This window comes from Streptomyces sp. NPDC048696 (assembly GCF_043198895.1).
Classification (GTDB): Bacteria; Actinomycetota; Actinomycetes; order Streptomycetales; family Streptomycetaceae; genus Streptomyces.
On record NZ_JBICVJ010000004.1, the window covers coordinates 87,234 to 110,667 of the forward strand.

General features: G+C 69.6%; 22 protein-coding genes and 1 pseudogene. 10 read left to right on the forward strand and 13 right to left on the reverse strand.

Going from position 1 to position 23,434, the window contains the following annotated elements; all coding sequences use genetic code 11:
- Positions 1-230: 230 nt before the first annotated feature.
- The 4 genes from ACGFRG_RS09555 to ACGFRG_RS09570 all read right to left on the reverse strand — a co-directional run bounded on the left by ACGFRG_RS09555 (position 231) and on the right by ACGFRG_RS09570 (position 4,025).
- Positions 231-863 (reverse strand): DUF305 domain-containing protein, encoded by a 633-nt coding sequence (locus tag ACGFRG_RS09555; RefSeq protein WP_361425213.1) that lies wholly within the window; start codon positions 861-863, stop codon positions 231-233.
- Entirely contained in the window at positions 860-1,519 is a 660-nt protein-coding gene (locus ACGFRG_RS09560; RefSeq protein WP_361425210.1) for a DUF3105 domain-containing protein, read from the reverse strand. The genes ACGFRG_RS09555 and ACGFRG_RS09560 overlap by 4 nt, the downstream gene beginning before the upstream one ends.
- A 64-nt stretch (positions 1,520-1,583) precedes the next feature.
- Positions 1,584-1,925: a hypothetical protein gene (locus tag ACGFRG_RS09565; protein ID WP_361425208.1), complete on the reverse strand. Its 342-nt coding sequence runs from the start codon at positions 1,923-1,925 to the stop codon at positions 1,584-1,586.
- 111 nt (positions 1,926-2,036) lie between these two features.
- Positions 2,037-4,025, reverse strand: coding sequence for an amino acid transporter (locus ACGFRG_RS09570; RefSeq protein ID WP_393262863.1), 1,989 nt, complete (start codon positions 4,023-4,025; stop codon positions 2,037-2,039).
- 239 nt (positions 4,026-4,264) lie between these two features.
- Between ACGFRG_RS09570 and ACGFRG_RS09575 the strand changes: the two genes are divergently transcribed.
- On the forward strand, positions 4,265-5,626 hold the full coding sequence (locus tag ACGFRG_RS09575) for a glutamine synthetase family protein (protein ID WP_361425202.1): 1,362 nt from the start codon (positions 4,265-4,267) through the stop codon (positions 5,624-5,626).
- Positions 5,627-5,947: 321 nt separating this feature from the next.
- Here the strand turns inward: ACGFRG_RS09575 and ACGFRG_RS09580 are convergent, their stop codons facing one another.
- On the reverse strand, positions 5,948-6,103 hold the full coding sequence (locus ACGFRG_RS09580) for a hypothetical protein (RefSeq protein ID WP_361425199.1): 156 nt from the start codon (positions 6,101-6,103) through the stop codon (positions 5,948-5,950).
- 239 nt (positions 6,104-6,342) lie between these two features.
- Here ACGFRG_RS09580 and ACGFRG_RS09585 point away from each other — a divergent pair, with 239 nt between their 5' ends.
- Positions 6,343-6,624, forward strand: a complete 282-nt coding sequence (locus ACGFRG_RS09585; RefSeq protein WP_361425196.1) for a hypothetical protein — start codon at positions 6,343-6,345, stop codon at positions 6,622-6,624.
- 190 nt (positions 6,625-6,814) lie between these two features.
- Positions 6,815-6,970 (forward strand): annotated as a pseudogene (locus ACGFRG_RS09590) (GntR family transcriptional regulator); the annotation flags it as partial.
- 171 nt (positions 6,971-7,141) lie between these two features.
- Here the strand turns inward: ACGFRG_RS09590 and ACGFRG_RS09595 are convergent.
- Positions 7,142-7,411: a DUF3761 domain-containing protein gene (locus tag ACGFRG_RS09595; RefSeq protein ID WP_361425193.1), complete on the reverse strand. Its 270-nt coding sequence runs from the start codon at positions 7,409-7,411 to the stop codon at positions 7,142-7,144.
- Between the two features lie 299 nt (positions 7,412-7,710).
- On the opposite strand from ACGFRG_RS09595, the gene ACGFRG_RS09600 reads away from it, so the two are divergent.
- The 4 genes from ACGFRG_RS09600 (at position 7,711) to ACGFRG_RS09615 (ending at position 9,560) form a co-directional block, all read left to right on the forward strand.
- On the forward strand, positions 7,711-7,854 hold the full coding sequence (locus ACGFRG_RS09600) for a hypothetical protein (RefSeq protein WP_393262866.1): 144 nt from the start codon (positions 7,711-7,713) through the stop codon (positions 7,852-7,854).
- Positions 7,855-8,006: 152 nt separating this feature from the next.
- Positions 8,007-8,570 (forward strand): hypothetical protein, encoded by a 564-nt coding sequence (locus ACGFRG_RS09605; RefSeq protein WP_393262869.1) that lies wholly within the window; start codon positions 8,007-8,009, stop codon positions 8,568-8,570.
- A gap of 124 nt (positions 8,571-8,694) precedes the next feature.
- On the forward strand, positions 8,695-9,039 hold the full coding sequence (locus ACGFRG_RS09610; RefSeq protein ID WP_188277832.1) for a VOC family protein: 345 nt from the start codon (positions 8,695-8,697) through the stop codon (positions 9,037-9,039).
- A 161-nt stretch (positions 9,040-9,200) separates the two neighbouring features.
- Positions 9,201-9,560, forward strand: coding sequence for an isomerase (locus ACGFRG_RS09615; RefSeq protein WP_361425184.1), 360 nt, complete (start codon positions 9,201-9,203; stop codon positions 9,558-9,560).
- A 9-nt stretch (positions 9,561-9,569) separates the two neighbouring features.
- Here ACGFRG_RS09615 and ACGFRG_RS09620 read toward each other — a convergent pair whose 3' ends face one another.
- The 7 genes from ACGFRG_RS09620 to ACGFRG_RS09650 all read right to left on the reverse strand — a co-directional run bounded on the left by ACGFRG_RS09620 (position 9,570) and on the right by ACGFRG_RS09650 (position 19,891).
- Positions 9,570-10,595, reverse strand: coding sequence for a TolB family protein (locus ACGFRG_RS09620; RefSeq protein WP_393262872.1), 1,026 nt, complete (start codon positions 10,593-10,595; stop codon positions 9,570-9,572).
- Positions 10,596-10,650: 55 nt separating this feature from the next.
- Positions 10,651-11,919, reverse strand: a complete 1,269-nt coding sequence (locus ACGFRG_RS09625) for an MFS transporter (protein ID WP_393262874.1) — start codon at positions 11,917-11,919, stop codon at positions 10,651-10,653.
- 1 nt (position 11,920) lies between these two features.
- Positions 11,921-12,811: an alkaline phosphatase family protein gene (locus ACGFRG_RS09630; protein ID WP_393262877.1), complete on the reverse strand. Its 891-nt coding sequence runs from the start codon at positions 12,809-12,811 to the stop codon at positions 11,921-11,923.
- A 239-nt stretch (positions 12,812-13,050) separates the two neighbouring features.
- Positions 13,051-16,041, reverse strand: a complete 2,991-nt coding sequence (locus ACGFRG_RS09635) for a bifunctional [glutamine synthetase] adenylyltransferase/[glutamine synthetase]-adenylyl-L-tyrosine phosphorylase (RefSeq protein ID WP_393263306.1) — start codon at positions 16,039-16,041, stop codon at positions 13,051-13,053.
- Positions 16,042-16,139: 98 nt separating this feature from the next.
- Positions 16,140-17,039, reverse strand: coding sequence for a phosphatase PAP2 family protein (locus tag ACGFRG_RS09640; RefSeq protein ID WP_393263308.1), 900 nt, complete (start codon positions 17,037-17,039; stop codon positions 16,140-16,142).
- A gap of 172 nt (positions 17,040-17,211) precedes the next feature.
- Complete coding sequence (locus ACGFRG_RS09645; RefSeq protein ID WP_361425169.1) at positions 17,212-18,234, reverse strand: LacI family DNA-binding transcriptional regulator; 1,023 nt, start codon at positions 18,232-18,234, stop codon at positions 17,212-17,214.
- A 25-nt stretch (positions 18,235-18,259) separates the two neighbouring features.
- Complete coding sequence (locus ACGFRG_RS09650; RefSeq protein ID WP_393262880.1) at positions 18,260-19,891, reverse strand: glycoside hydrolase family 13 protein; 1,632 nt, start codon at positions 19,889-19,891, stop codon at positions 18,260-18,262.
- 314 nt (positions 19,892-20,205) lie between these two features.
- On the opposite strand from ACGFRG_RS09650, the gene ACGFRG_RS09655 reads away from it, so the two are divergent.
- From ACGFRG_RS09655 to ACGFRG_RS09665, 3 genes are read left to right on the forward strand one after another with little or no spacing between them, the layout of a single operon-like run.
- Entirely contained in the window at positions 20,206-21,480 is a 1,275-nt protein-coding gene (locus tag ACGFRG_RS09655; RefSeq protein WP_361425163.1) for an extracellular solute-binding protein, read from the forward strand.
- Between the two features lie 59 nt (positions 21,481-21,539).
- Positions 21,540-22,547, forward strand: a complete 1,008-nt coding sequence (locus ACGFRG_RS09660; RefSeq protein WP_361425160.1) for a sugar ABC transporter permease — start codon at positions 21,540-21,542, stop codon at positions 22,545-22,547.
- 2 nt (positions 22,548-22,549) lie between these two features.
- A complete protein-coding gene (locus ACGFRG_RS09665; protein WP_361425156.1) occupies positions 22,550-23,428 on the forward strand; it encodes a carbohydrate ABC transporter permease in 879 nt (292 codons plus the stop codon).
- The last annotated feature ends 6 nt before the right edge of the window (positions 23,429-23,434 follow it).

The window sequence follows — 23,434 nt, forward strand, 5'->3', positions numbered from 1 at the left end:
CGGCTTGTTCTCATTTGACCCCCTGCTGAGGCTCTTCACCTGTGAGGCATGCGCACTTGATCTGCACATGCACAGCGTCACTCTGGTGAGGAACGGTTCATGCGGGGGGCATGTGAAACCCAAGAGAAACCCAAGTCCCGCCCAGGTGGCGGGACTTGGGTCGTTTTGATGGCCGAAAGCCGGACTGGGGCGGATTCCTTACGTAATCCGGGGCGACGCCGGGTACGTGGTCACGTACGCGGCTTGGCCCCCCGCGCCGTCAGCATGGTGGCCATCAGATCGATCTCCGAGCGCTGCGAGTCGACCATGCCCTGGGCGAGGTCGCGCTCCACCTTGGTGGCGCACTTCTCGGCGCACCCCTGGGCCATGTGGATACCGCCCTTGTGGTGCTCGGTCATCAGCTGGAGGTAGCGGATCTCGGCCTGCCTGCCGTCGGCCTTGCGCAGCTGGTCCAGCTCGGTGTTGGTGGCCATGCCGGGCATCAGCGCGCCGTCCGCGCCGGGCTCGGTGCCCATCCCCATCCACGCCATCGGCAGCTGGTCCGGCTCGGACTTCGACAGCTTCCACAGATCCAGCCAGCCGAGCAGCATGCCCCGCTGGTTGGCCTGGGTGTTGGCGATGTCGTAGGCGAGCCGGCGCACCTCCTCGTCCTGGGTGCGGTCGCGCACGATGAACGACATCTCCACCGCCTGCTGGTGGTGGACCGCCATGTCCCGCGCGAAGCCCGCGTCCGCCGAGGTGGCGACGGGCGTGCGGGGCGCGGCGGGGGAGTCGTCGCCGGTGGCGCTGGCGACCGTGGCCACCGTGGCGAACACCAGGGCCGCCACTACGGCGGCCAGGGACGCCCAGTAGGTGCGGTTCACTTCTGGTCCAGTCCGCCCGTGCACGCCGCGCCCGGCTCCGGGGTCTGCGGGCCCTGCACGTACTTGTTGAAGAACTGGTTGACCCGGGGGTCGTCCGCGCTGGTCACGGTGACCTGCTTGCCCCAGGCGCTGAGCATGATCGCCCCGGCCTGGTCCTGGAACGGGCTCATCAGCGAGTACGGCGTCTTGGACACCTTGTCGGAGAGCTTCTGCACCTCACCGGCCGGCGCCTTGTCGTTGTACGTCACCCAGACCGCGCCGTGCTCCAGCGAGTGCACCGCGTTCATGTCCGGGATCGGCTTCTTGTAGACCACGCCGCCGCAGTTCATCCAGACCGGGTTGTGGTCACCGCCGACCGGCGGCTTCATCGGGTACGACACCGTCTTGGTGACGTGGTTGCGGCCGAGCTTCTTCGGGTCCCAGTCCTTCTCGCCCGCGATGGTCGCCTTGGCGTCGGCGGCCTTCTCGGCCTGCTGCTGGTCCTTCTTGTCGGACTCCCGGTTGAGCAGATACACGCCGGCGCCCACGAGCCCGGCGACGATCGCCACCGACGCGGTGATCGCGACGATCTTGTTGCGGCGCTCGCGGGCCTGCTCGGCGCGGCGCATCTCGGCTATCCGCGCCTGGCGCGAGCGGTTCGATTCCTTGGTGGCCATGATGGCTCAAGTCCTTCTGGTGACGGGGGAGTTGGGGGGTGTGAGCGGAGTGGATCGGCTCCGCCTAGGTCCGTAGCACTTGAAGAACGTGGAGATCGGGGGCGCGCGGCCGGGCGCCGGAGCGCACCGGGGGCGCGGCGGGACGCATTGCCGCCGTCCGTACGGCGTGGGCGGCGCCCGGCGCCGGGGTGTCCAGCGGCGGCGCGGTGAGCACGGCCGGGTCGGCGTGCGGGAAGAGCCCGCAGTCGCCGCGGTCGTACGGGCAGCTGTACCGCGCCGGACCGGCGACCGTCCTGAGCGTGATGTGGTGCGCCGCCGGAACGGCGTCGGCGCTCGCCCGGCCGCCCGCGGTGAGACAGAGGAAGAGGGCGGCGAGAAGCGTCGCCATGGCGCTCAGCAGCGCCATGAGACTCGTGATCCGAAGGCGTCGCACTCCCCCCATAGGCGCAGATGGTAAGGGAGGGAGCGCGACGCGCGGCAGGGCGGGGTCGGCCAAGATCAGGCCAACCGGCCGGAATCAGCCGACGTGGACGCGGGGCCGGCGGGCGCGGTCCGACTCGGCCCGCCGCAGCACCTCACGGGTGACCGGCGCGACCTCGCCGTCGCCGAAGACCAGGAAGCGCAGCAGATGGCTGAGCGGATGGCCCTCGGTCCAGTTGAAGTACGCGTGCGGCACCTGCCCGGTGCGGTCGCGCAGGTTCAGCAGCACGGCCGCGATGGTGTTGGGCACCACGGCGCCCTCCACCCGCAGCCTGCGCACCCCGTGCTTCTCGTCGCCGTGCACGGTGAGCTCGGTGGTGAAGTCCGAGGAGTTGCGCACGAACACCTCAAGGAACAGCACCGGCCGCCCGTCCGGGATGTGCGTCTCCTCGCGCTGGCTGTACTCCTTGGCGCGGTACTCGGCCGTCGAGTGCTCCTGCGGCTCGTTGGCGATCAGCCGCAGCGGCCCGCTCGCGGCCGCCTCGTCGATGAACCGGGCCGCCGCCTCGTCGAAGGTGATCTCCTTGGCCCGCAGCTCGAACGCCCGGTGCACCCGGGAGGCGAACGACGACAGCAGGATCGCGACGATGAACAGCAGCGCGATCTTCAGTCCGTCGGGCCGCTCGATGACATTGGTGACCAGGGTGTACGCGAACACCGCGGTGATCGCGCCGAAGCCGAGGGCCGCGGCCCGCTTGCCCCGGTGCAGCACGGCCACGGTGGAGGCGAAGGACGCCGAGAGCATCAGGACCAGCACACCGGTCGCGTACGCGCCGCTCTGCGCGTCGACGTCGGCGTCGAACCACCAGGTGATGAAGAAGGCGATCGCCGTGAAGAGCAGCACCAGCGGGCGCACCGCGCGGGTCCACTCCGGGGCCATGCCGTAGCGGGGCAGATAGCGCGGCACCAGGTTGAGCAGTCCGGCCGTCGCGGAGGCGCCGGCGAACCAGAGGATGGCGATGGTCGAGATGTCGTAGACCGTGCCGAACGCCTCGCCGAGCTGCTGGTGGGCGAGGAAGGCGAGCGCCCGGCCGTTGGCGTCGCCGCCCGCCTTGAACTCCGCCTCCGGGATCAGGATCGTCGTGGCGAGGCTGGAGACGAGCAGGAAGCCGCTCATGACGATCGCGGCGGTGGTGAGCAGCTTGCGGGTGTCCCGGATGCGGCCGAGCGGCTTGGCGTACGTGTCGGAGGCGTCCCCGGTGATCTGCGGCATCACCGCGACGCCCGTCTCGAAGCCGGACATGCCGAGCGCGAGCTTGGGGAAGACCAGGAGCGCCACGCCGATCATCGCGAGCGGCGAGGAGTGCGCGGCGCTGGCGGCGTGCCACCAGTCGTCGATCACCACGGGCTCGGTGGCGATCTTCCCGACGGCGGTGGCGAGCACCACCAGGTTCAGCGTCAGATAGACGGCGACGAGTACCACGGCGACGCCGATGGCCTCCTTGAACCCCTTGAGGAAGACCGCGCCGAGCAACGCGACCAGGGCCAGCGTGATCCAGAGGTTGGAGCCGTGCAGCCAGCTCGGGGCGAAAGGATTCTCCACCACATGCGCCGAGGCGTCGGCCGCCGACAGCGTGATGGTGATCATGAAGTCGGTGGCCGCGAAGCCGAGCAGCACCAGGACGAAGATCTTCCCCGCCCACCACGGCAGCAGCCGCTCCAGCATGGCGATGGAGCCCTCGCCGTTCGGCGACTCCTTGGCCACCCGGCGGTACACCGGCAGCGCGCCGAGCAGCGTCAGGGCGATCAGGACGAGCGTGGCCATCGGCGAGAGCAGCCCGGCCGCGAGCGCCGCGATGCCCGGCTGGTAGCCGAGCGTCGAGAAGTAGTCGACACCGGTGAGGCACATGACGCGCCACCAGCTGTGGCCCTTGTGCTCCTCGGGCGGGGTGCCGTGCGGTCCCTGGTGGCGTGCGGACTGCTCGGAGAGCCCGTCCAGCAGCCAGCCCCGCCAGCGCGCGGCGGCAGGTGCCGGCGCGGGCGGTGTGGTGACGGTATCCGGGGGCTCCATCTGGGTGCCGGTCATCCTGCGGTCTCCATAGCGGTACGGAGGTCAGCCGTACCAAGTCGTTCTGCGGGCAACGAGGAGCGAGTATCCCTCACGCCCTCGCCGGGAACGGCACCTGGTGCGACTGTGGGCAGGTGACGTGCCGCAGGTCATATCGGGTGCGTAATGTGTCGGTAATCCCGGGCCTCGATACTGATGCTTCCCCCCTCATGCCCGGGCGGTGGTGCACAGACCGTCTGAACTGCAAGGATGTGGCTATGGACAAGCAGCAGGAGTTTGTGCTCCGCACTCTCGAAGAGCGTGACATCCGGTTTGTGCGTTTGTGGTTCACCGATGTGCTCGGCTTCCTGAAGTCGGTCGCGGTGGCTCCTGCCGAACTTGAACAGGCGTTCGACGAGGGCATCGGCTTCGACGGCTCGGCCATCGAGGGCTTCGCCCGGGTGTACGAGTCGGACATGATCGCCAAGCCGGACCCGGGCACCTTCCAGATCCTGCCGTGGCGCGCGGAGGCCCCGGGCACCGCGCGGATGTTCTGCGACATCCTGATGCCGGACGGCTCGCCGTCCTTCGCGGACCCGCGCTTCGTGCTCAAGCGGATCCTGGCCAAGACCTCGGACCTGGGATTCACCTTCTACACCCACCCCGAGATCGAGTTCTTCCTGCTGAAGGACAAGCCGCTGGACGGCACCCGCCCGGTGCCCGCCGACAACTCCGGCTACTTCGACCACACCCCGCAGAACGTCGGCATGGACTTCCGCCGCCAGGCGATCACCATGCTGGAGTCGATGGGCATCTCGGTCGAGTTCAGCCACCACGAGGGCGCGCCGGGCCAGCAGGAGATCGACCTGCGCTACGCGGACGCGCTCTCCACGGCGGACAACATCATGACGTTCCGCCTGGTCATGAAGCAGGTGGCGCTTGAGCAGGGCGTCCAGGCGACGTTCATGCCCAAGCCCTTCTCGGAGTTCCCCGGCTCCGGCATGCACACCCACCTCTCCCTCTTCGAGGGCGACCGCAACGCGTTCTACGAGTCGGGCGCCGAGTACCAGCTCTCCAAGGTCGGCCGCTCCTTCATCGCGGGCCTGCTCAAGCACGCGGCGGAGATCTCCGCGGTCACCAACCAGTGGGTCAACTCCTACAAGCGCATCTGGGGCGGCTCGGAGCGCACCGCGGGCGCGGGCGGCGAGGCCCCCTCGTACATCTGCTGGGGCCACAACAACCGCTCGGCCCTGATCCGGGTGCCGATGTACAAGCCCGGCAAGACCGGCTCCTCCCGCGTCGAGGTCCGCTCCCTGGACTCCGGCTGCAACCCCTACCTGGCGTACTCCCTGCTCCTCGCGTCCGGCCTCAAGGGCATCGAGGAGGGCTACGAACTCCCGGCGGGCGCGGACGACGACGTCTGGGCCCTCTCCGACTCCGAGCGCCGCGCGATGGGCATCGAGCCCCTGCCGCAGAACCTCGGCGAGGCGATCACGCTGATGGAACGCAGCGAACTGGTGGCCGAGACCCTCGGCGAGCACGTCTTCGACTTCTTCCTGCGCAACAAAAAGCAGGAGTGGGAGGAATACCGCTCCGAGGTCACCGCCTTCGAGCTGCGGAAGAACCTGCCGGTTCTGTAAGCGCGCGGGTCGGATCAGCTTGATCTTCTTGCCATCGGGGCCCAGGAGGCGGTAGCCGATGCCGCCTTCCTCGGCCCACTTCTCGGCGAGCGTTCCCAGGTTGTCGTAGCGGACAGGGCCGTCCACCTTGGGTGCCGATCTTCGGGGGACTCCCGGCTGATCGGCGGCCGGGAGCGGGAGCAGGGTGACGCCGGGGGCCTTTCGGCCGGGCAGCCCGCGGGCGCCGAAGGCGAGGTCCATCTCGACCCAGAGGGCCTGGCCGGCCTCTTCACCGATCGGGCGGGCGTCCCGGTCGCGGCCCTTCCACTGCTCGTTCGCGGGTTATACGGCCATCCCGTCCGTGCCCCAGTTCTTCTCCAACAGCTTCGCCTGCGGCGTCTTGTCCTTGACGAGGAGCTGCCAGGTGCCCTGCTGGTTATAGCGAATGATCAGGTCGAGTTTGATCCAGGTGTCCAACTCGCCGATCCGGTGAATCAAGCCGTTGTCATCGGGTCGGCCACGAACCTCTACGCGGTACCCAACAGCACCTCCTCAGCGTGGGTGTCATTCTCATTCTCAGGACCGCTGGTGCGCCGCCGAACTCGCTCCGGTGGCGACGGGAGGGCGCGAGGGCCATGCTGGACATCCACGACTAGGGCGATGATTGGTCAGTGAGACCAGAAATCTGAGCGGCGCAAGTCGCGGTCCTGGCCCGAAAGCTGGACTGGAGGTGCGTGATGGCCTTGTTTATCCGCACGCGTCAAATGGAACTCGGCGCGATCTTCGGCGATGTTGAGCAACTTAAAAACAACGTCCACATCGTGCTGGACAACCTCGGGTTCCAGAATGTCGTAAGCAACGACGAGGTTGCGGGCGATCTCCCCGGAATCCGCCTATCGGTCGTGCATCTTCCGATCGCGGACCGGAGTTTCTACCAACAAGTCATCGCTGCGGGTGACAGCAATGATGACACGCTGGCGAAGGTAAATGAGGTTGTGGATCAGATTGGCAGGTTGTAGTTCTGTGATCTGCTCCCGGGAGTCTCTACTCGGAGGAGCGAAATCTCCCTGCTGAGGATATCTTCTGCAACAGTGCCAACCTCGCTTGGGCTGCCGCTTGGAATCGGGGCAGTGAGCCTTTTTCATCCTGCCGTTGAGGTGCGGTGAAGGACGACGACGGCCCTGACGATGTCGGTGATGCGGTTCGTGCCGCCCGGTCGAATACGCGACCTCCTACCTCCCCCTCGACATCACACGCGGCACTCCCATCGCCGAACCCAACCCCGGCCCCGGCGGCATCTACGCCCGCCTGGAGGACAACGGCCACCGGCTCGACCGCTTCGACGAAGAGATCGGCGCCCGCATGCTCCCGAAGTAACTTGGGCGGGGGGGCGGTGCCTTGGGCTGCTGTGGCTCTCACCTTGGCTGATGGTCCGCAGACGTTCGCGGTTGTTCGCCGCTGTTCGTCTGCGTTCTCACGCAGTTAGACACGCACCCGCGCTTCGTGCCCGGCCCCTTGCGGCGCTTGCTCGGCGGCCTACTTGAACCAGTAGCGGACCCCATGGTGGTGGGAGCAAGTGCCCTGCGAGTGCCGTGAGTAGGACAGTGTGGCGTCCACGCACTTCGCGGTCTCGTACTTGTCCCCGGGCTTTTGGTGGTGCGTCCAGCCACACCGGCCCGTGGTGTGGGAGACGCAGTGATGGGCGATGTTGGTGGATGGCAGCGTCACCGCGAACGCGGTCGATGCGCTGAAGAAGACGCTGGCAACGGCGACAGCTATGGCTGAGACGGCAAGACGAGCACGCAAAGGGTCCCCCCTTTGAAATAGGACAAGTGCAGGGGGACTCTATACGGGTTTCAACCGCTTGGTGGCTCGTATGAGATTGTCGCGTACGTGGTGAGTCGCCGGGCCTGACTTGATGATCCGGCCGTGGTCGACCGCGGCCAGCCTCAACGGGTCCGTGTGAACCCCAGCCGACGACAGCCAGCCGTGACGGCGGCTGCGCTGACCGGCCTGGCGCGCGTGTGTTTGGCTGCACCCCGCACCGGCCTCAGCCACGCCATCCAGGTTCGTCGTCGGTCAGAGCAACCCGCGACGGTCGGCCCGTGACAATGGTGGGAGCCCTCGGCTTGGGTTGGCTGTATCCAGCGCACCGCCGCCTCAACCGAGTCCGCCGCTACCTGATCGACGGCCGCCCGGTCGAGGCCGCCGACGCCTTCGTCCTCGCCTACCAACTCCCCGCCACCTGAAAAACCTTGCTCCCCAAGGATTCGCCCATCGAGCTGATCCATCGCGACAGGCGTCATCGGTACCCTGCAGCTCGGAGCGGCCTGGCCATGGGCATGGTCAAGGGGCATGAGTCGATTCGTCGGCAGAGGCAAACGGGGACATCGGGGGATTCATGGACAGCACCATCACGGCCGCCACCATCGCGGCGACAGCTGCCGCTATCGGATGGCTGGTCAATCACATTCTTTCTGAACGGTCCGAGCGCAACAGGAACAGGCACAAGGCCAAGTTGTCGCACATCGAAAGACAACTCGAAGACCTTTACGGGCCGCTGTTCTTCCTGCTGCACGAGGGGACGGCATCGTTCAGGGATTTCAAGGAGACGGTCGGCCGCAACATCGGCATCATAGGTCCGTCGATGAGCCCTGAAGACCTCGACACCTGGCTCTTCTGGGTCGACAATGACCTGATGCCCAGGAACGCGGCGATTCAAGGTCTGCTGTCATCGAAAGCGCATCTCATTGATGCTCCGCGCATGCCCGCGTCGTATCTCGCCTTCATCGACCACCACAACTCCTGGCGTGTCAGCCACCTGCGCTGGAAGCAAGAGGGCGTCCCCTATCTGTGGCACTCAAGGACGAACTGGCCTCGTGAATTCGAGCGGGACGTCATAGCCACATACGAGAAACTGAAGCGACGCCAGGAGGAAATCTCCGGCATCATCGTGGGCAGCTGAGCTCGTCCGGCTCCCGCGGGGGCATTCGGGTGCTCCCGGCGGGCGGGTTCGGGCGGTGGGGTGTGTCATGGCAGGGGCGGGCGCGAAGCCGCCCCGTGACGCGCACTTCGAGGAGTACATCCCCATGACCCAAGGCCTCAAGACGATCATCTATCCCGTCAAGGACATCGCCGCCGCGAAGGCCCTGTTCAGCGGGCTTCTGGGCGCCGATCCCGTGATGGACGAGCCGTATTACGTGCAGTTCAACGCGGCCGGTCAGGAAGTGGGGCTCGACCCCAACGGGCACGGCAAGGGGATGACGGGGCCGGTTCCGTACTGGCACGTCGACGACATCGAGAAGAGCGTGAAGGCGCTGCTCGACGCGGGGGCCCAGCCGCTGCAGGACGTCCAGGACGTCGGCGGCGGGCGGCGGACCGCGTCCGTGAAGGACGCCGACGGCAACGTCATCGGACTGGTCCAGCCGTCCTGACGGCTGCCGCGCCCCTCGTACGGGCAGGAGGCCCGCCCCCGCGCCGGGGCGGGCCTCCCGGCGTCCGGGCGTTCGGACGGCCCAGGGATACTGCCTGGCGGGGCGGCCGGTCGCGGCCGCCGGGAGCCGGCCGGTTCCGCCGTGCGAGAAGAGGATTGAGCATGCCGTTCGTCACCGTCGAGTACTCCGACCGCCTCGCCGAGACCTTCGACCGCCGGGCCTTCGCGAACGAGGTGCACACCGCCGCGCCGGCCATCGTCGACGCCCCGGCCACGGCCTTCAAGTCCCGCTTCCGCCGTATCGAGGAGGCGTACTTCGGTGAGGGCGACGACGACCTCGACGTGGTCTTCATCCAGCTCTCGATCCTCACCGGCCGCACCCAGCAGGCCCGCGAGAAGCTGAGCGAGACGGTCCTGGACATCGCCCGCAAGCACGTGACGGCCCCGGCGGGCCGACGGCTCCATCTCGCGGTCGAGGTCCGGGAGATGGAGCGGGCGTCGTACCGGTTCCACAAGGACTAGGGATCGGCCTCAGCCCAGATACGCCGGGGCCAGCCCCGCCGTCAGGAGGCGGTGGGGCTGGCCCGTGCCGTCGGCCGGGAGGGTGTAGAGGTCCGCGCCGTAGTCGCCCGGCAGGGAGTACGTGACCGTCTTGTCGTCCTGCCAGACCAGCTGGTCGTCCACGCTGCGCGGCTCCGCCAGCGGCGTCTCGCGCATCGTCGCCAGGTCCAGGACGTACAGGCGCCAGGGCGCGTCCGACGGGAGGCCGGGGACGCGCTTCTTGAAGGCCAGGCGGGTGCCGTCGGGGGAGAGGGACGGGCACTCCAGGTTGGTGCGCGAGGTGGTGACCCGGCGGGTCTCCAGATCGCCGCTGATCAGGTACGTCTTGCCGGACGTCGCCATCGTCGCGTAGAAGTGGCGGTCGTCGGACGCGAAGGTGACGCCCCAGAAGTTGACGTCCGAGGCGTGGTACGTCCTGCCGTCGCGCTCGATCGTGAAGTCCTCCAGGGTCTTGGTGAGTTGACCCGTCCTCGTGTCCAGGATCGCCGTGCGGGTCGAGAAGTTGGTGCCCGCGTACGAGTCGCCGCCGACGAAGACCGTCCAGGCGGCCAGCCGGCCCGAGGGCGAGACGCGGGCCCGGGTCGGAATGCCCGGGATGTCGTAGTGCGCGCGCTCCTTGAGGCGCGCGTCCAGGATCACCGCGCGGTACGTCGTCTGCACCGCGCCCCGCTCGGCCCGCAGGCACACCCCGGTCCCGCCGGCCGCGTAGAAGCGCAGGCACTTCACCCCGGACGCGGTGCGCGGCCCCGACGGATCGCCTGCCGGGACCGTGGCGAGCTCGTCGCGGTGCGGGCCCCAGGCCATGTTGCGGAAGACGATCCGGCGCCCGGCGTCCTGGGCGAGCGACACCTGTCCGGCGTTCACCGGCGGGCCGTCCGCCTGCACCTGGTTCTTGCGGTCCGCCCGGCTCGACGCGTGCAGCACGGACGCGACGGCCACCCCCGCGAGGACGACCAGGGCCGTCGCGAGGATCAGCAGCTTGTTGCGCAGGGTCATGCGGGGGGCTCCTCGGCCGTGGTCGTACGGGCGGTCGCCGCCTCGGGGTGCGCTCTCACGCGGCCGCCTCCCGCGTCGAAGCCGCCGCATCCGTCGGCCGCAGCAGCATCGCCCCCGCCGCGCACGCGGTCAGGGCCAGCGCCGCCGTGGAGAGCGCGGTGCGGTCGCCCCACGCCGTCCACGCCGCCCCGAACGCGATCGAGCAGACGAAACGGGCCGACGCCTGGCCGGTCTGGATCAACGCGAGGCCGCTGGAACGGAGTTCGGCCGGTACCGCACCCGCCGCCGCGGCCATCAGGACGCCGTCGGTCGCCGCGTAGAACAGACCGTGCAGGGCGAGCACGACGTACGGCAGCGCCGCGCCCTGCCGGCCCGGCAGCAGCAGGCCGTACGCGCACAGCAGGGCCGCGTGGCCGCCGAGGAAGACCCGCCAGCGGCCCACCCGGTCGGCGAGCCGGCCCAGCGGGACCGCGAGCAGCAGGAACGCGGCCGCCGTGCCCAGCGGCAGCAGCGCGAACCAGCGGTCCGGCACGTCCAGGCGCCGCTGGAGCAGCAGATAGACGAACGAGTCGCTGACCGTGGCCAGGCCCAACAGCAGGGCGCAGAGGGTCAGTCGGCGTACGTCCCGCTCGGCGAGGAGCGCGAGCGCCGCCTTCAGGGACGGGCGCGGCGCGCCCGGCGCCCGCTCGGGGGCGGTGCGCGCGGGCACGAAGAGCAGCAGGACGAGGACGCCCACCGCTGCCACGCAGAAGCTCACGGTGAACACCGCGTCATAGCCGTCGACCGCCTGACGCAGGATCAGGAACGCCGCCAGCGGGCCGAGCAGCGCGCCCGCCGTGTCCATCGCGCGGTGCACACCGAACGCCCGCCCGCGCGCCTCCGGCGCCGACGCCAGCGAGATCAGCGCGTCGCGCGGGGCCGTGCGCAGCCCCTTGCCGGTCCGGTCGACCGCGAGCACCGCCCCGATCACCGGCAGCGAACCCGCCACGAGCAGCAGGGGTTTGCACACCGCCGACAGTCCGTAGCCGAGCACCGCGACCGACTTGTGGCGCCCGCCCCGGTCGGCCAGATGCCCGCCGACCAGGCGGACGAGCGCGCTGAAGCCGTTGTAGACGCCGTCCAGGAGGCCGAAGCCGAGCGGGGTCAGGCCCAGGCCCGTGACCAGGTAGAGCGGCAGGACGGCCGTGACCATCTCGGAGGAGACATCGGTGATCAGGCTGACCGCGCCGAGCGCGAGCACCGTGGGCGCCACGGCGGAGCGCCGCCCGGTGGTGAGCCGGGCGGCGGCCGCCGCAGGGGTGCTGCGGCTGTCTGCTACGTACACGTCAGGAAGCCCAGATGCCCGTGATGTCCGAGGCGTTGGCGGCCTGGCCGGCGTGCGTGGTGCCGTACATGTCCTCGATCGTGCGCAGGATGTTGTAGTGGTTGTACGTCGTCGAGGACGACGAGCCCGGCGTCACCGGCTGGCCGTACAGGACGGTCGGGATCCGGTTGCCCGCCAGCCGGTTGTCCTCGTCGAAGGTGACGACGAGCAGGCTGTTGTGGGTCTTGGCCCAGGTCGCGTACGCGCCCAGGTTGTTCTTCAGCCAGGTGTCACCGGTCGAGACCGAGCAGTCGTGCATGTCGCTGCACAGGTTGGGCGTCACGTACGAGACCGTCGGCAGCGTGCTGTAGTCCGTCGGGAACTGCGTGAACGTCTTCGCGCTCGACGTCGGGACGTTGGAGAAGCCGAACCACGGGTTGTGCTTCTGCGCGTACTTGCCGCTGGTGCACACGGTCGAGCCCTGGCTCGGCAGCGACTCGTTGTAGCTCGCCCAGGTCTTGCCCGCGGCCAGCACCTCGGACGCCAGGTTGGGCGCGGAGGAGAAGCCCGGGGTGACGCAGCTGTCGTCCGTGATGCCCTGCGTGGAGCCGGAGAACATCGCGTAGTAGTTGGGCTGGCTGGGGTGCGTCTCGGCGAACGTCTGCGAGAGGTTGGCGCCGCCGCTCTTCAGCGAGTTGATGTACGGGGCGCTGGAGCTTCCGATGACCTGGTTGTACGCGTGGTTCTCGAAGACCACGACGACCGTGTGGTCGGGGGTGGGGACGCTCGCCGCCGCGTGTGCGGAGGACGTACCGCCCAGCCCGGCCCACAGGCCGGCGGACGCGGCCACGAGGCCGACGGCTGAGAAGAGGGCGGTGCGGGTACGGCGGCGGGGTATGGACCAGCCGGACACGTCGGTACCTCCGGTGAGGGGGGAATGTGGGGGCGGTGCACCGAGAGGTTAGGGCGGGCTGTTGAAGACGGGAAGATCCGTGCGGGTGAAGGTAGTGGGAACGGTTGGGGTTGTTCGTTGTCCGCGCGCCGTCTTGGGCTGGTCGCGCAGTTCCCCGCGCCCCTAGGTAGTTAGGGGCGCGGGGAACTGCGCGAGCAACCCAGCACGGTCCGCAGCCGAAGCCGCCCCTGCCAAAAACCCTACGCCCCGTAGAACAACCGTTCCACCACCGCCCGCGCCCGCCGCGTAACCCGGCGGTAGTCGTCCAGCATGTCCCCGACATGGCCCGGCTCGTAGCCGAGGTAGCGGCCGACCGCCGCGAGCTCGCGGCCGTCGGACGGGAACGTGTCGCCCGCACGCCCCCGCACCAGCATCACCCCGTTGCGCACCCGCGTCGCCAGCACCCACGCCTCGTCCAGTATCTCCGCGTCCTCGGTCGCGATCAGGCCCGCCGCGTGCGCCGCCGACAGGGCGTCGCGGGTGCGGGTGGTGCGCAGGCCGGGCTCGGCCCTGCCGTGCTGCATCTGGAACAGCTGGACCGTCCACTCGACGTCCGAGAGCCCGCCCCGGCCGAGCTTGGTGTGCAGCGTCGGGTCGGCGCCGCGCGGCATGCGCTCCGACTCCATCCGGGCCTTGAGCCGCCGTATCTCCCGTACCGCGTCCTCGCCCAGGCCCTCGGCCGGGTAGCGCAGCGGGTCGATCAGCTCGATGAACCGGCGCCCCAGCTCCGCGTCGCCCGCCATCGGCTCGGCGCGCAGCAGCGCCTGGCTCTCCCACACCAGCGACCAGCGGCGGTAGTACGCGGCGTACGAGCCGAGCGTGCGTGCCATCGGGCCGCTCTTGCCCTCGGGGCGCAGATCGGCGTCTATCAGCAACGGCGGGTCGGCGGTGGGGAGTTGGAGCAGGCGGCGCATCTCGGTGATGACCCGGGTGGCGGTCTTCGACGCCTCCTGCTCGTCCACGAACTCGCGCGGCTCGTGGACGAACAGCACGTCCGCGTCCGAGCCGTAGCCCAGCTCGTGCCCGCCGAAGCGGCCCATGCCGATCACCGCGAACCGGGTCGGCAGGGTCTCGCCCCACTCCGCCCGCACGGCCGCCCGCAGCGCGCCCGCCAGCGTCGCCGCGTTCAGATCGGTGACCGCGTTGCCGACCCGGTCGACCAGCGCGCCCGGGTCCGGCTCGGCGGGGCTGTCCTCGGTGCCGTACGAGCCGATGAGGTCGGCGGCGGCTGTCCGGAACAGCTCTCTGCGCCGTACGCCACGGGCCGCGGCGACCGCGCCCTCGGCCGTCTCGGCGCGGCCCACGGCGGCCAGCACCTCCTGCTCCAGATGTTCGCGGCCGCGCGGCTTCAGGCCCTCCGGGTCGCCGAGCAGCGCCACCGCCTCGGGGGCGCGGAGCAGCAGGTCGGGGGCGAGACGGCCGGCCGAGAGCACCCGGGCCAGGTTCTCGGCGGCCGCGCCCTCGTCGCGCAGCAGCCGCAGGTACCACGGGGTCTTGCCGAGCGCGTCCGACACCTTGCGGAAGCCGAGCAGGCCCGCGTCCGGGTCGGCGGAGTCGGCGAACCAGCCGAGCAGCACGGGCAGCAGGGTGCGCTGGATGGCCGCCTTGCGCGTGACGCCCGAGGACAGCGCCTCCAGGTGCCGCAGCGCCGCCGCCGGGTCCGCGTAGCCCAGGGCCTCAAGGCGCTGGCCGGCCGCGCGCGGGCTGAGCCGGGTCTCGCCGGGCGCGAGCTGGGCGACGGCGTCCAGCAGCGGCCGGTAGAACAGCTTCTCGTGCAGCCGGCGCACCACGGCCGCGTGCTTCTTCCACTCCCGGTTGAGGGTGGTCACGGGCTCGGTGCGCAGCCCCAGCGAACGGCCCAGGCGCCGCAGATCTGCCTCGTCCTCGGGCACCAGATGCGTGCGGCGCAGCCGGTACAGCTGGATGCGGTGCTCCATCGCGCGCAGGAAGCGGTACGCCTCGTCGAGCTGGGCGGCGTCCGCGCGGCCCACATAGCCGCCGGCCGCGAGCGCGCCGAGCGCGTCCAGGGTGGTTCCGCTGTGCAAAGTCGCGTCGCTGCGCCCGTGCACCAGCTGGAGCAGCTGGACGGCGAACTCGACGTCCCGCAGCCCGCCGGGCCCCAGCTTCAGCTCGCGCTCGACCTGCGCGGCCGGGATGTTGTCGACGACCCGGCGGCGCATCCGCTGCACGTCGCTGACGAAATTGTCCCGCTCGGCGGCCTGCCACACCAGCGGGGAGACCGCCTCGATGTAGGCGAGGCCGAGCTCCGGGTCACCGGCCACCGGGCGGGCCTTGAGCAGTGCCTGGAACTCCCAGGTCTTCGCCCAGCGCTGGTAGTACGCGAGATGCGAGGAGAGCGTGCGTACCAGCGGCCCGTTGCGGCCCTCGGGGCGCAGATTGGCGTCCACGGGCCAGATGGTGCCCTCGACGGTGGTCTCCGAGCAGATCCGCATCAGATGCGAGGCGAGCCGGGTGGCGGCCTGGACCGCCTTGCGCTCGTCGGCGCCCTCGGCCGGTTCCCCGACGAAGATCACGTCTACGTCGGAGACGTAGTTCAGTTCATGGCCGCCGCACTTGCCCATCGCTATCACCGCGAGCCGGCACAGCTCCGCGTCGGCGGGGGCGGCGGTCCGGGCGATGGCGAGGGCCGCGCGCAGGGTGGCCGTGGCGAGGTCGGCGAGCTCGGCCGCCGTCTCGGCCATATCGGTGGTCCCGCACACATCACGGGCCGCTATGGCCAGCAGGCACCGCCGGTAGGCGATCCGCAGCGTCACCGGGTCGTCGGCCCCGGCCAGGCCCCGCTCGAACTCGGCGAGGCCCGGATGCAGGTCCGCCGCCTCATAGGTGACCAGGGCGTGCCAGTCGTGCGGATGCCGGGCCAGATGGTCGGCCAGCGCCTCGGAGGCCCCCAGGACCCCGAGCAGGCGGTCCCGCAGCGGCTTGGCGGTGATCAGGGTGTCGAGGAGCGTGCGCCGCTCGGCCGGATCCTGCGCCTCCACGATCCGTACGAGGCCCGCGAGCGCCAGATCGGGGTCGGCGGTGGCGCCCAGCGCGTCCAGGAGGACCGGATCGGTGCGCACCGAGGCGAGCTCCGGGGCGTCCAGGCGGCGCTCGGCCGCCGACGGGTCGGTGAAGCCGTACCGCAGCAGCCTGGTGAAGGTGCTGCTTCTGCGCCCCGGCACCGCCGTCATCCCGCCGCCTCCCACTGCCACCGTGCCCGGCTCCGCGCCGGATCAAGCTCAGGACGAGCCTATCCGCAGCGGGCCGGGAGGGACCTGGTGAGAACCGGTTACGCGCGTGAGGTGCCCGCCACCACGCGGCCGCGTGGCGCGTTCTGGACGCGCTGCGACAGGCGGTGCGGGAGCTTGCCGTACCAGGCGTACGAGATCAGGAAGCCGAACGAGAGGCACAGGACGCCGCCCACCGCGTCCAGCCAGAAGTGGTTGGCGGTGGAGACGATCACCAGCAGGGTCGCCGCGGGGTAGAGCAGGCCCAGGATCTTCGCCCAGGGAGCCTTCGCCAGTGCGAAGATCGTCAGGCCGCACCACAGGGACCAGCCGATGTGCATCGACGGCATCGCGGCGTACTGGTTCGACATGTTCTTCAGGTCGCCCGACGCCATCGAGCCCCAGGTCTGGTGGACCAGGACGGTGTCGATGAAGCTGCCGCCGTTCATCAGGCGGGGCGGCGCCAGCGGGTAGAAGTAGTAGCCGACGAGGGCGACGCCCGTGGTGGCGAAGAGGATCAGCCGGGACGCCGCGTAGCGCCCGGGGTGGTAGCGGAAGAGCCACACCAGGACGCCGATCGTCACCACGAAGTGGAGCGTGGCGTAGTAGTAGTTCATCCCTACGATGAGCCATGTCGCCGAGTTGACGGCGTGGTTGACGGACTGCTCCACCGCGATGCCGAGGTGGCGCTCGACCGACCAGATCCAGTCGGCGTTGTCGAGTGCCTGCGACTTTTGTTCGGGGACCGCGTTGCGGATCAGTGAGTACGTCCAGTAACTCACCGCGATCAAGAGGATTTCGAACCAGAGACGGGGTCTGCGCGGGGTGCGCAGGCGCCGTAGCAGCGAGGGGGCGGAGGCCGGGACCGGCGGCGACGGGTCGTCCGGGACGGATGGGGTGGACGCAGCCGACGGGCCGGTCGACGGGGTGTCCGCCGTACCTTCCTGTGTCTTCACGGTCATTTCACCCATAGCGAGAGAGTCTGCCAGACGGACATACCCCGTGCCGATCATCCTCCGGTCGGGTTCGGTCCGCATCCCTACTCCCCAGGGACGACGGACCGACCCTTACACCGAGTTTATTCCGGACGTTCTCAGAGGCCCAGTCGAGCCCTGCTCGACGGTGGGAAGAGCCCTACTTGGTGGTGGGACCGGAGGCCGTTGAACCGCGAACCACCAGCTCCGGCATGAACACGAACTCGCTGTGCGGAGCGGGGGTGCCGCCGATCTCCTCCAGGAGCGCGCGGACGGCCGCCTGCCCCATGGCCGTGACCGGCTTGCGGATCGTGGTCAGCGGTGGATCCGTGAACGCTATGAGGGGCGAGTCGTCGAACCCGACGACCGAGATGTCCCTCGGTACGTCGAGCCCGGACTGGCGGGCGGCGCGGATCGCGCCGAGCGCCATCATGTCGCTGGCGCAGACGATCGCGGTGCAGCCCTGCGCGATGAGCGCGGTGGTCGCCGCCTGGCCGCCCTCCAGGGTGTACAGCGAGTGCTGCACCAGCGACTCGGCGTCGGCGGGGGAGAGCCCGAGCCGGTCCTCCATCGCCGCCGTGAACCCCTCGATCTTGCGCAGGACGGGGACGAACCGCTTGGGCCCGACCGCAAGTCCGATCCGGGTGTGGCCGAGCGCGGCGAGATGCGTCACCGCCAGCCGCATCGCCGCCCGGTCGTCGGGCGAGATGAACGGCGCCTGCACCTTGGGCGAGAAGCCGTCGACCAGGACGTACGGGACGCCCTGGGCGCGCAGTTGCTCGTAGCGGTCCATGTCGGCCGTGGTGTCGGCGTGCAGACCGGAGACGAAGATGATGCCGGAGACACCCCGGTCGACCAGCATCTCGGTGAGCTCGTCCTCGGTGGAGCCGCCGGGGGTCTGGGTCGCGAGGACCGGGGTGTATCCCTGGCGGGTGAGCGACTGGCCGATGACCTGGGCGAGCGCCGGGAAGATCGGGTTCTCCAGCTCCGGCGTTATCAGACCGACCAGACCGGCGCTGCGGCGGCGCAGCCGCACCGGCCGTTCGTAGCCGAGGACGTCGAGCGCGGCCAGCACGGATTCGCGGGTGCCCGCGGCCACACCGGGCTTGCCGTTGAGCACGCGGCTGACTGTGGCTTCGCTGACCCCCGCCTGGGCTGCGATGTCGGCAAGCCGTGCGGTCACGGGGTTGGACTGTACCGGTCGCACGTCAGATTGCCCACCAGACGGCGGATTCGGCGGGGATCGTGACAATACCGCCGGTGAACTCCAGGGGAGCGGTGGCGATCAGCGGCCGTCCCGGGACGGCCAGTTCGGCCGCCTCGGCGCCGGTGTTGACCGTGCACACGAACCCGGTACGGGTGAACGCCAGCAGGTCCCCGGGCGTGTCCAGCCACTCCATCTCGCCGTCGCCGAGCCCCGGGAGCCGCCGGCGCAGGGCGAGCGCGGAGCGGTAGAGCTCCAGGGTGGAACGCGGGTCGCCGGTCTGCGCCTCGACGCTGAACCCGGCCCAGTCGGCGGGCTGGGGCAGCCAGCTGCCACCGCTGCCGAAGCCGTACGAGGACCCGTCCGCGGTCCACGGGATCGGCACCCGGCACCCGTCCCGGAACCCGTCCTGGCCCTCGGCCCGGAAGAAGGAGGGGTCCTGGCGCACCTCGTCGGGCAGGTCCGTCACCTCGGGCAGGCCCAGCTCCTCGCCCTGGTAGAGGTACGCGGACCCGGGCAGCGCCAGCATCAGCAGCGCCGCGGCCCGCGCTCGGCGCAGACCCTGCTCGCCGCCGCCGTACCGGGTCGGATGGCGCACCACGTCGTGGTTGGAGAGCACCCAGGTGGTGGGGGCGCCGACCGAGCGGGTCGCGGCGAGCGAGGCGTCGACGACCTCCCGCATCCGGGCCGCGTCCCAAGGGCAGTTCAGGAACTGGAAGTTGAACGCCTGGTGCAGCTCGTCCGGCCGTACGTACAGGGCCAGGCGCTCCGGTGAGGGGGCCCATGCCTCGGCGACCGCGATGCGCTGTCCGTCGTAGGAGTCGAGCAGGCGGCGCCAGGAGCGGTGGATCTCGTGGACGCCGTCCTGGTCGAAGAACGGCAGCTCCTGGGCGCCGATCAGCTTGGCCTGCTCGCGGGCGCCGATGTCGGGCAGCCCCTCGGCCTTGACCATGCCGTGGGCCACGTCGATCCGGAAGCCGTCGACGCCGAGGTCCAGCCAGAACCGCAGTACGGACTCGAACTCGGCCCGGACGTCCGGGTGTTCCCAGTTGAGGTCGGGCTGCTCGGGCGCGAACAGGTGCAGATACCAGTCCCCGTCCTCGGTACGGGTCCAGGCGGGGCCGCCGAAGACAGACTCCCAGTCGTTGGGCGGCGCGGCGGGGCCCTGGGCGGGCACGGCCGAGCGCTTGCCGGGGTGGAAGTGGTAGCGGTCGCGCTCGGGGCCGCCGGCGAGCGCCGCGCGGAACCAGCCGTGCTGGTCGGAGGTGTGGTTGGGGACGATGTCGACGATGACGCGCAGGCCGAGGCGGTGGGCCTCGCGGACCAGGTCGTCGGCGTCCTGGAGGGTGCCGAAGAGCGGGTCGACGGCCCGGTAGTCGGCCACGTCGTAGCCGCCGTCGGCCTGCGGGGAGGCGTAGAACGGGGTGAGCCAGACGGCGTCCGCGCCGAGCGCCGCGAGGTGCGGGAGGCGGGCCCGGATGCCGGGCAGGTCGCCGATGCCGTCGCCGTCACTGTCCGCGAAGGAGCGGACGTACACCTGGTAGATGACGGCGTCGCGCCACCAGCCGGGGGCGGGGGTGTCGGTGTCGGGGGTGCGGCCCGCGGTGGCGGGGGGCGTGGTCAGCTCCTGCGTCATAAACGGGTCCCTCTCCAGTGGCCTGAAACGGTGTCCTGCGCCTACGGGATCAACGCCGCTGCACCGCGAAGGTAACAGTTCTGCAAGGTCTTGCGGAAGTCTTGCAAGCCCGGTGCCGACCCCTCTGTCGTGCCCGTGGAGTGCCGTGAGCCGCCCTGACAAGGCGCGCGACGGCAACCGTGTGGACACGCGGATGTAACGATCGACCCGCCTTGCAGAAATTCTTCGCAAGGTCTTTCGGTCTTCTTTCATCCTTGTTACGTTCCTGGCGATCCCGGCGCCGTGATGGCGCGGCACCCGTTGAAGGAGTTCACATGCGACGTGGCATAGCGGCCACCGCGCTGGTCGCGACACTGGCGCTCGCGGCGACGGCTTGCGGCGGCAGTGACAGCAGTGACAGCGGTGACAAGAAGAGCTCGGGCGAGCTCTCCGGCACCGTGACCTGGTGGGACACCTCGAACGACACTGAGAAGGCGACGTTCCAGAAGATCGCCGAGGACTTCCACGCGCAGCACCCCAAGGTCACCGTCAAGTACGTCAACGTGCCGTACGGCGACGCGCAGAACAAGATCAAGAACGCCTTCGGCAGCGGCTCGGACGCGCCGGACGTCATCCGCGCCGACGTCGGCTGGGTCGCCGACTTCGCCTCCCTCGGCTACCTGGACAAGGTCCCGGACGCCAAGGCCAAGGAAGTGGACTCCGCGTTCCTCAAGCAGGCCGCCGCCAGCGGCAAGTACGACGGCACGATGTACGCCGTACCGCAGGTCATCGACACGCTCGGCCTCTTCTACAACAAGAAGATGCTCAAGGACGCCGGTGTCCAGCCGCCCAAGACGCTCGACGAGGTGAAGACCGCGGCCGCCGCGATCAAGGCCAAGACCGGCAAGACGGGTCTGTACCTGCGCGGCGACGACTCGTACTGGTTCCTGCCGTTCATCTACGGCGAGGGCGGCGACCTCGTCGACGCCAAGAACAAGAAGGTCACCGTCGACGGCCCGACCGGCGTCAAGGCGTTCAAGGCCGCCCGTGACCTGGTCACCTCCGGCGCCGCGATCACCAACGCCACCGACGGCTGGAACAACATGGAGACCGCCTTCAAGTCGGGCAACGTCGCCATGATGGTCAACGGCCCCTGGGCCGTCGCCGACGCCTACGCCGGCGACCAGTTCAAGGACAAGTCCAACCTCGGCATCGCCGCGGTCCCGGCCGGTTCCGCCGCCCAGGGCGCCCCGCAGGGCGGCCACGACCTCGCGGTCTACGCGGGCTCCAAGAACCTCGCGGCCTCGCACGCCTTCGTCGACTACCTGACCTCGCAGAACGTCCAGGTGCAGACCACCAAGGCGCTCAGCCTGCTGCCGACCCGGACCGCCGCGTACGACCAGCCGGACGTCAAGTCCAACGAGATGGTCCAGTTCTTCAAGCCGGCCGTCGACAAGGCCGTCGAGCGCGCCTGGATCCCGGAGAACGGCTCCCTCTTCGAGCCGCTGAAGCTCCAGTACACCAAGGCCGTCACCGGCGCCTCGTCGCCTGAGGACGCGGCCAAGGCGTCCGGCGACGCCTTCCGCAAGATCCTCAAGGGCTGGAAGTAACAGGCGAGTCGGCAGGTCCGGCAGGTACGGAGACGGTACGGAGATAGGTAGTCCCTGACATGACTGTCCACACCGACCGGTCGACGGCGAAGGCCGCGGGCGCGAGCGCCCGCGGCCGGGGCCGTGCGACCGGCGAGCGCCCGGGCCGGCTGCGGCGCGCGCTCTCGACGCACTGGTACGCCTGGACGATGGTCGCCCCCGTGGTGATCGTCCTCGGGGTGATCATCGGCTGGCCGCTCGGCCGGGGCGTCTACCTGTCGCTGACCGACGCCAACGAGCGCAACGTCGGCCGGACGATCGGCGCCAACCACATCGCGGCGACGTACAAGTTCGTCGGGTTCGACAACTATGCGAGCGTGCTGCAGGACCCCGTGTTCGTGCAGCGGCTCGTGTGGACCGTGGTGTGGACGGTGTGCTGCGTCTCCATCACGTTCCTGCTCGGCCTGGGCCTGGCGAACATGCTCAACCGGCAGTTCCGGGGCCGCGCGGCCTACCGGATGATGCTGATCCTGCCGTGGGCGGTGCCGGGCTTCGTCTCGGTGTTCGCCTGGCGGTTCCTGTTCAACCGGGACAACGGCCTGCTGAACAAGGTCCTCGACGGCGGCGGCATCTCGGCCGTCCCGTGGCTGGACGACCCGACGTGGGCCAAGGTCTCGGTGATCGCGGTCAACGTCTGGCTGGGCGTGCCCTTCATGATGGTGGCGCTCCTGGGCGGCCTCCAGTCGATCCCCGGCGAGCTGTACGAGGCGGCGGAGATGGACGGGGCCGGGCCCTGGAAGCGGTTCGTGCACATCACGGTGCCGGGTCTGCGGGGCGTGTCGTCCACGGTGATCCTGCTCTCCACGATCTGGACCTTCAACATGTTCCCGGTGATCTTCCTGCTCACCCGGGGCGGTCCAGGCGACTCCACCGAGATCCTGGTGACGCAGGCGTTCCGGCAGGCGTTCGTGGAGAGCCCGCGCGACTTCGCGGGGTCGGCGACGTGGGGCGTGCTGATCCTGGCGGTTCTGATGATCTTCGCGCTGGTGTACCGGCGGTCGCTGCGCAAGCAGGGTGAGGTGTGGTGACGATGAAGTCCGGACGTTCAGGACGTTCCGTACGTTCCGCACGCGACGGGGCGGTGCGCGGCAAGCGGTCGCCGCTGGCTTCCGTCGGCCTGCACGCGACGCTCGTCGTCGCCTCGATCATCGCGGTCTTCCCGGTGCTGTGGGTGCTGCTGACCTCGCTGAAGCCGGCGAAGTACGCGATGACCACGGACTTCTTCAAGGACACGACGCTCGACAACTACCGCTACCTGGTGGACAAGACGAGCTTCTTCACCTGGTTCGGGAACTCGGCGCTGATCGCCGGGGTGACGACGGTGCTCGGCGTGTTCATCTCCGCGACGACGGGGTACGCGGTGAGCCGCTTCAAGTTCCCCGGCATGCGGCCCCTGATGTGGACGCTGCTCATCACGCAGATGTTCCCGATGGCGATCCTGATCGTCCCCCTCTACAACCTGATGGGCCAACTGGGGCTGCTGAACCAGCCGGTGGGCCTGATCATCACGTATCTGACGATCGCCGTGCCGTTCTGCGCGTGGATGATGAAGGGGTTCTTCGACGGGATCCCGGTGGAGATCGACGAGTCGGGGCGGGTGGACGGGCTGAACCCGTTCGGCACGTTCTGGCGGCTGATCCTGCCGCTCGCGAAGCCGGGGCTCGCGGTGACGGCGTTCTACTCCTTCATCACGGCGTGGGGTGAGGTCGCGTACGCGTCGGCGTTCATGGTCGGGGACGAGCATCTGACGCTGGCGGGCGGGTTGCAGACGTTCGTCACCCAGTACACGGCGAACTGGGGGCCGATGACTGCGGCGTCGGTGCTGATCGCGATTCCGGCGGCGGTGTTCTTCCTGTTCGCGCAGAAGCATTTGGTGGCGGGGATGACGGCGGGGGCCACAAAGGGATGACCCCCA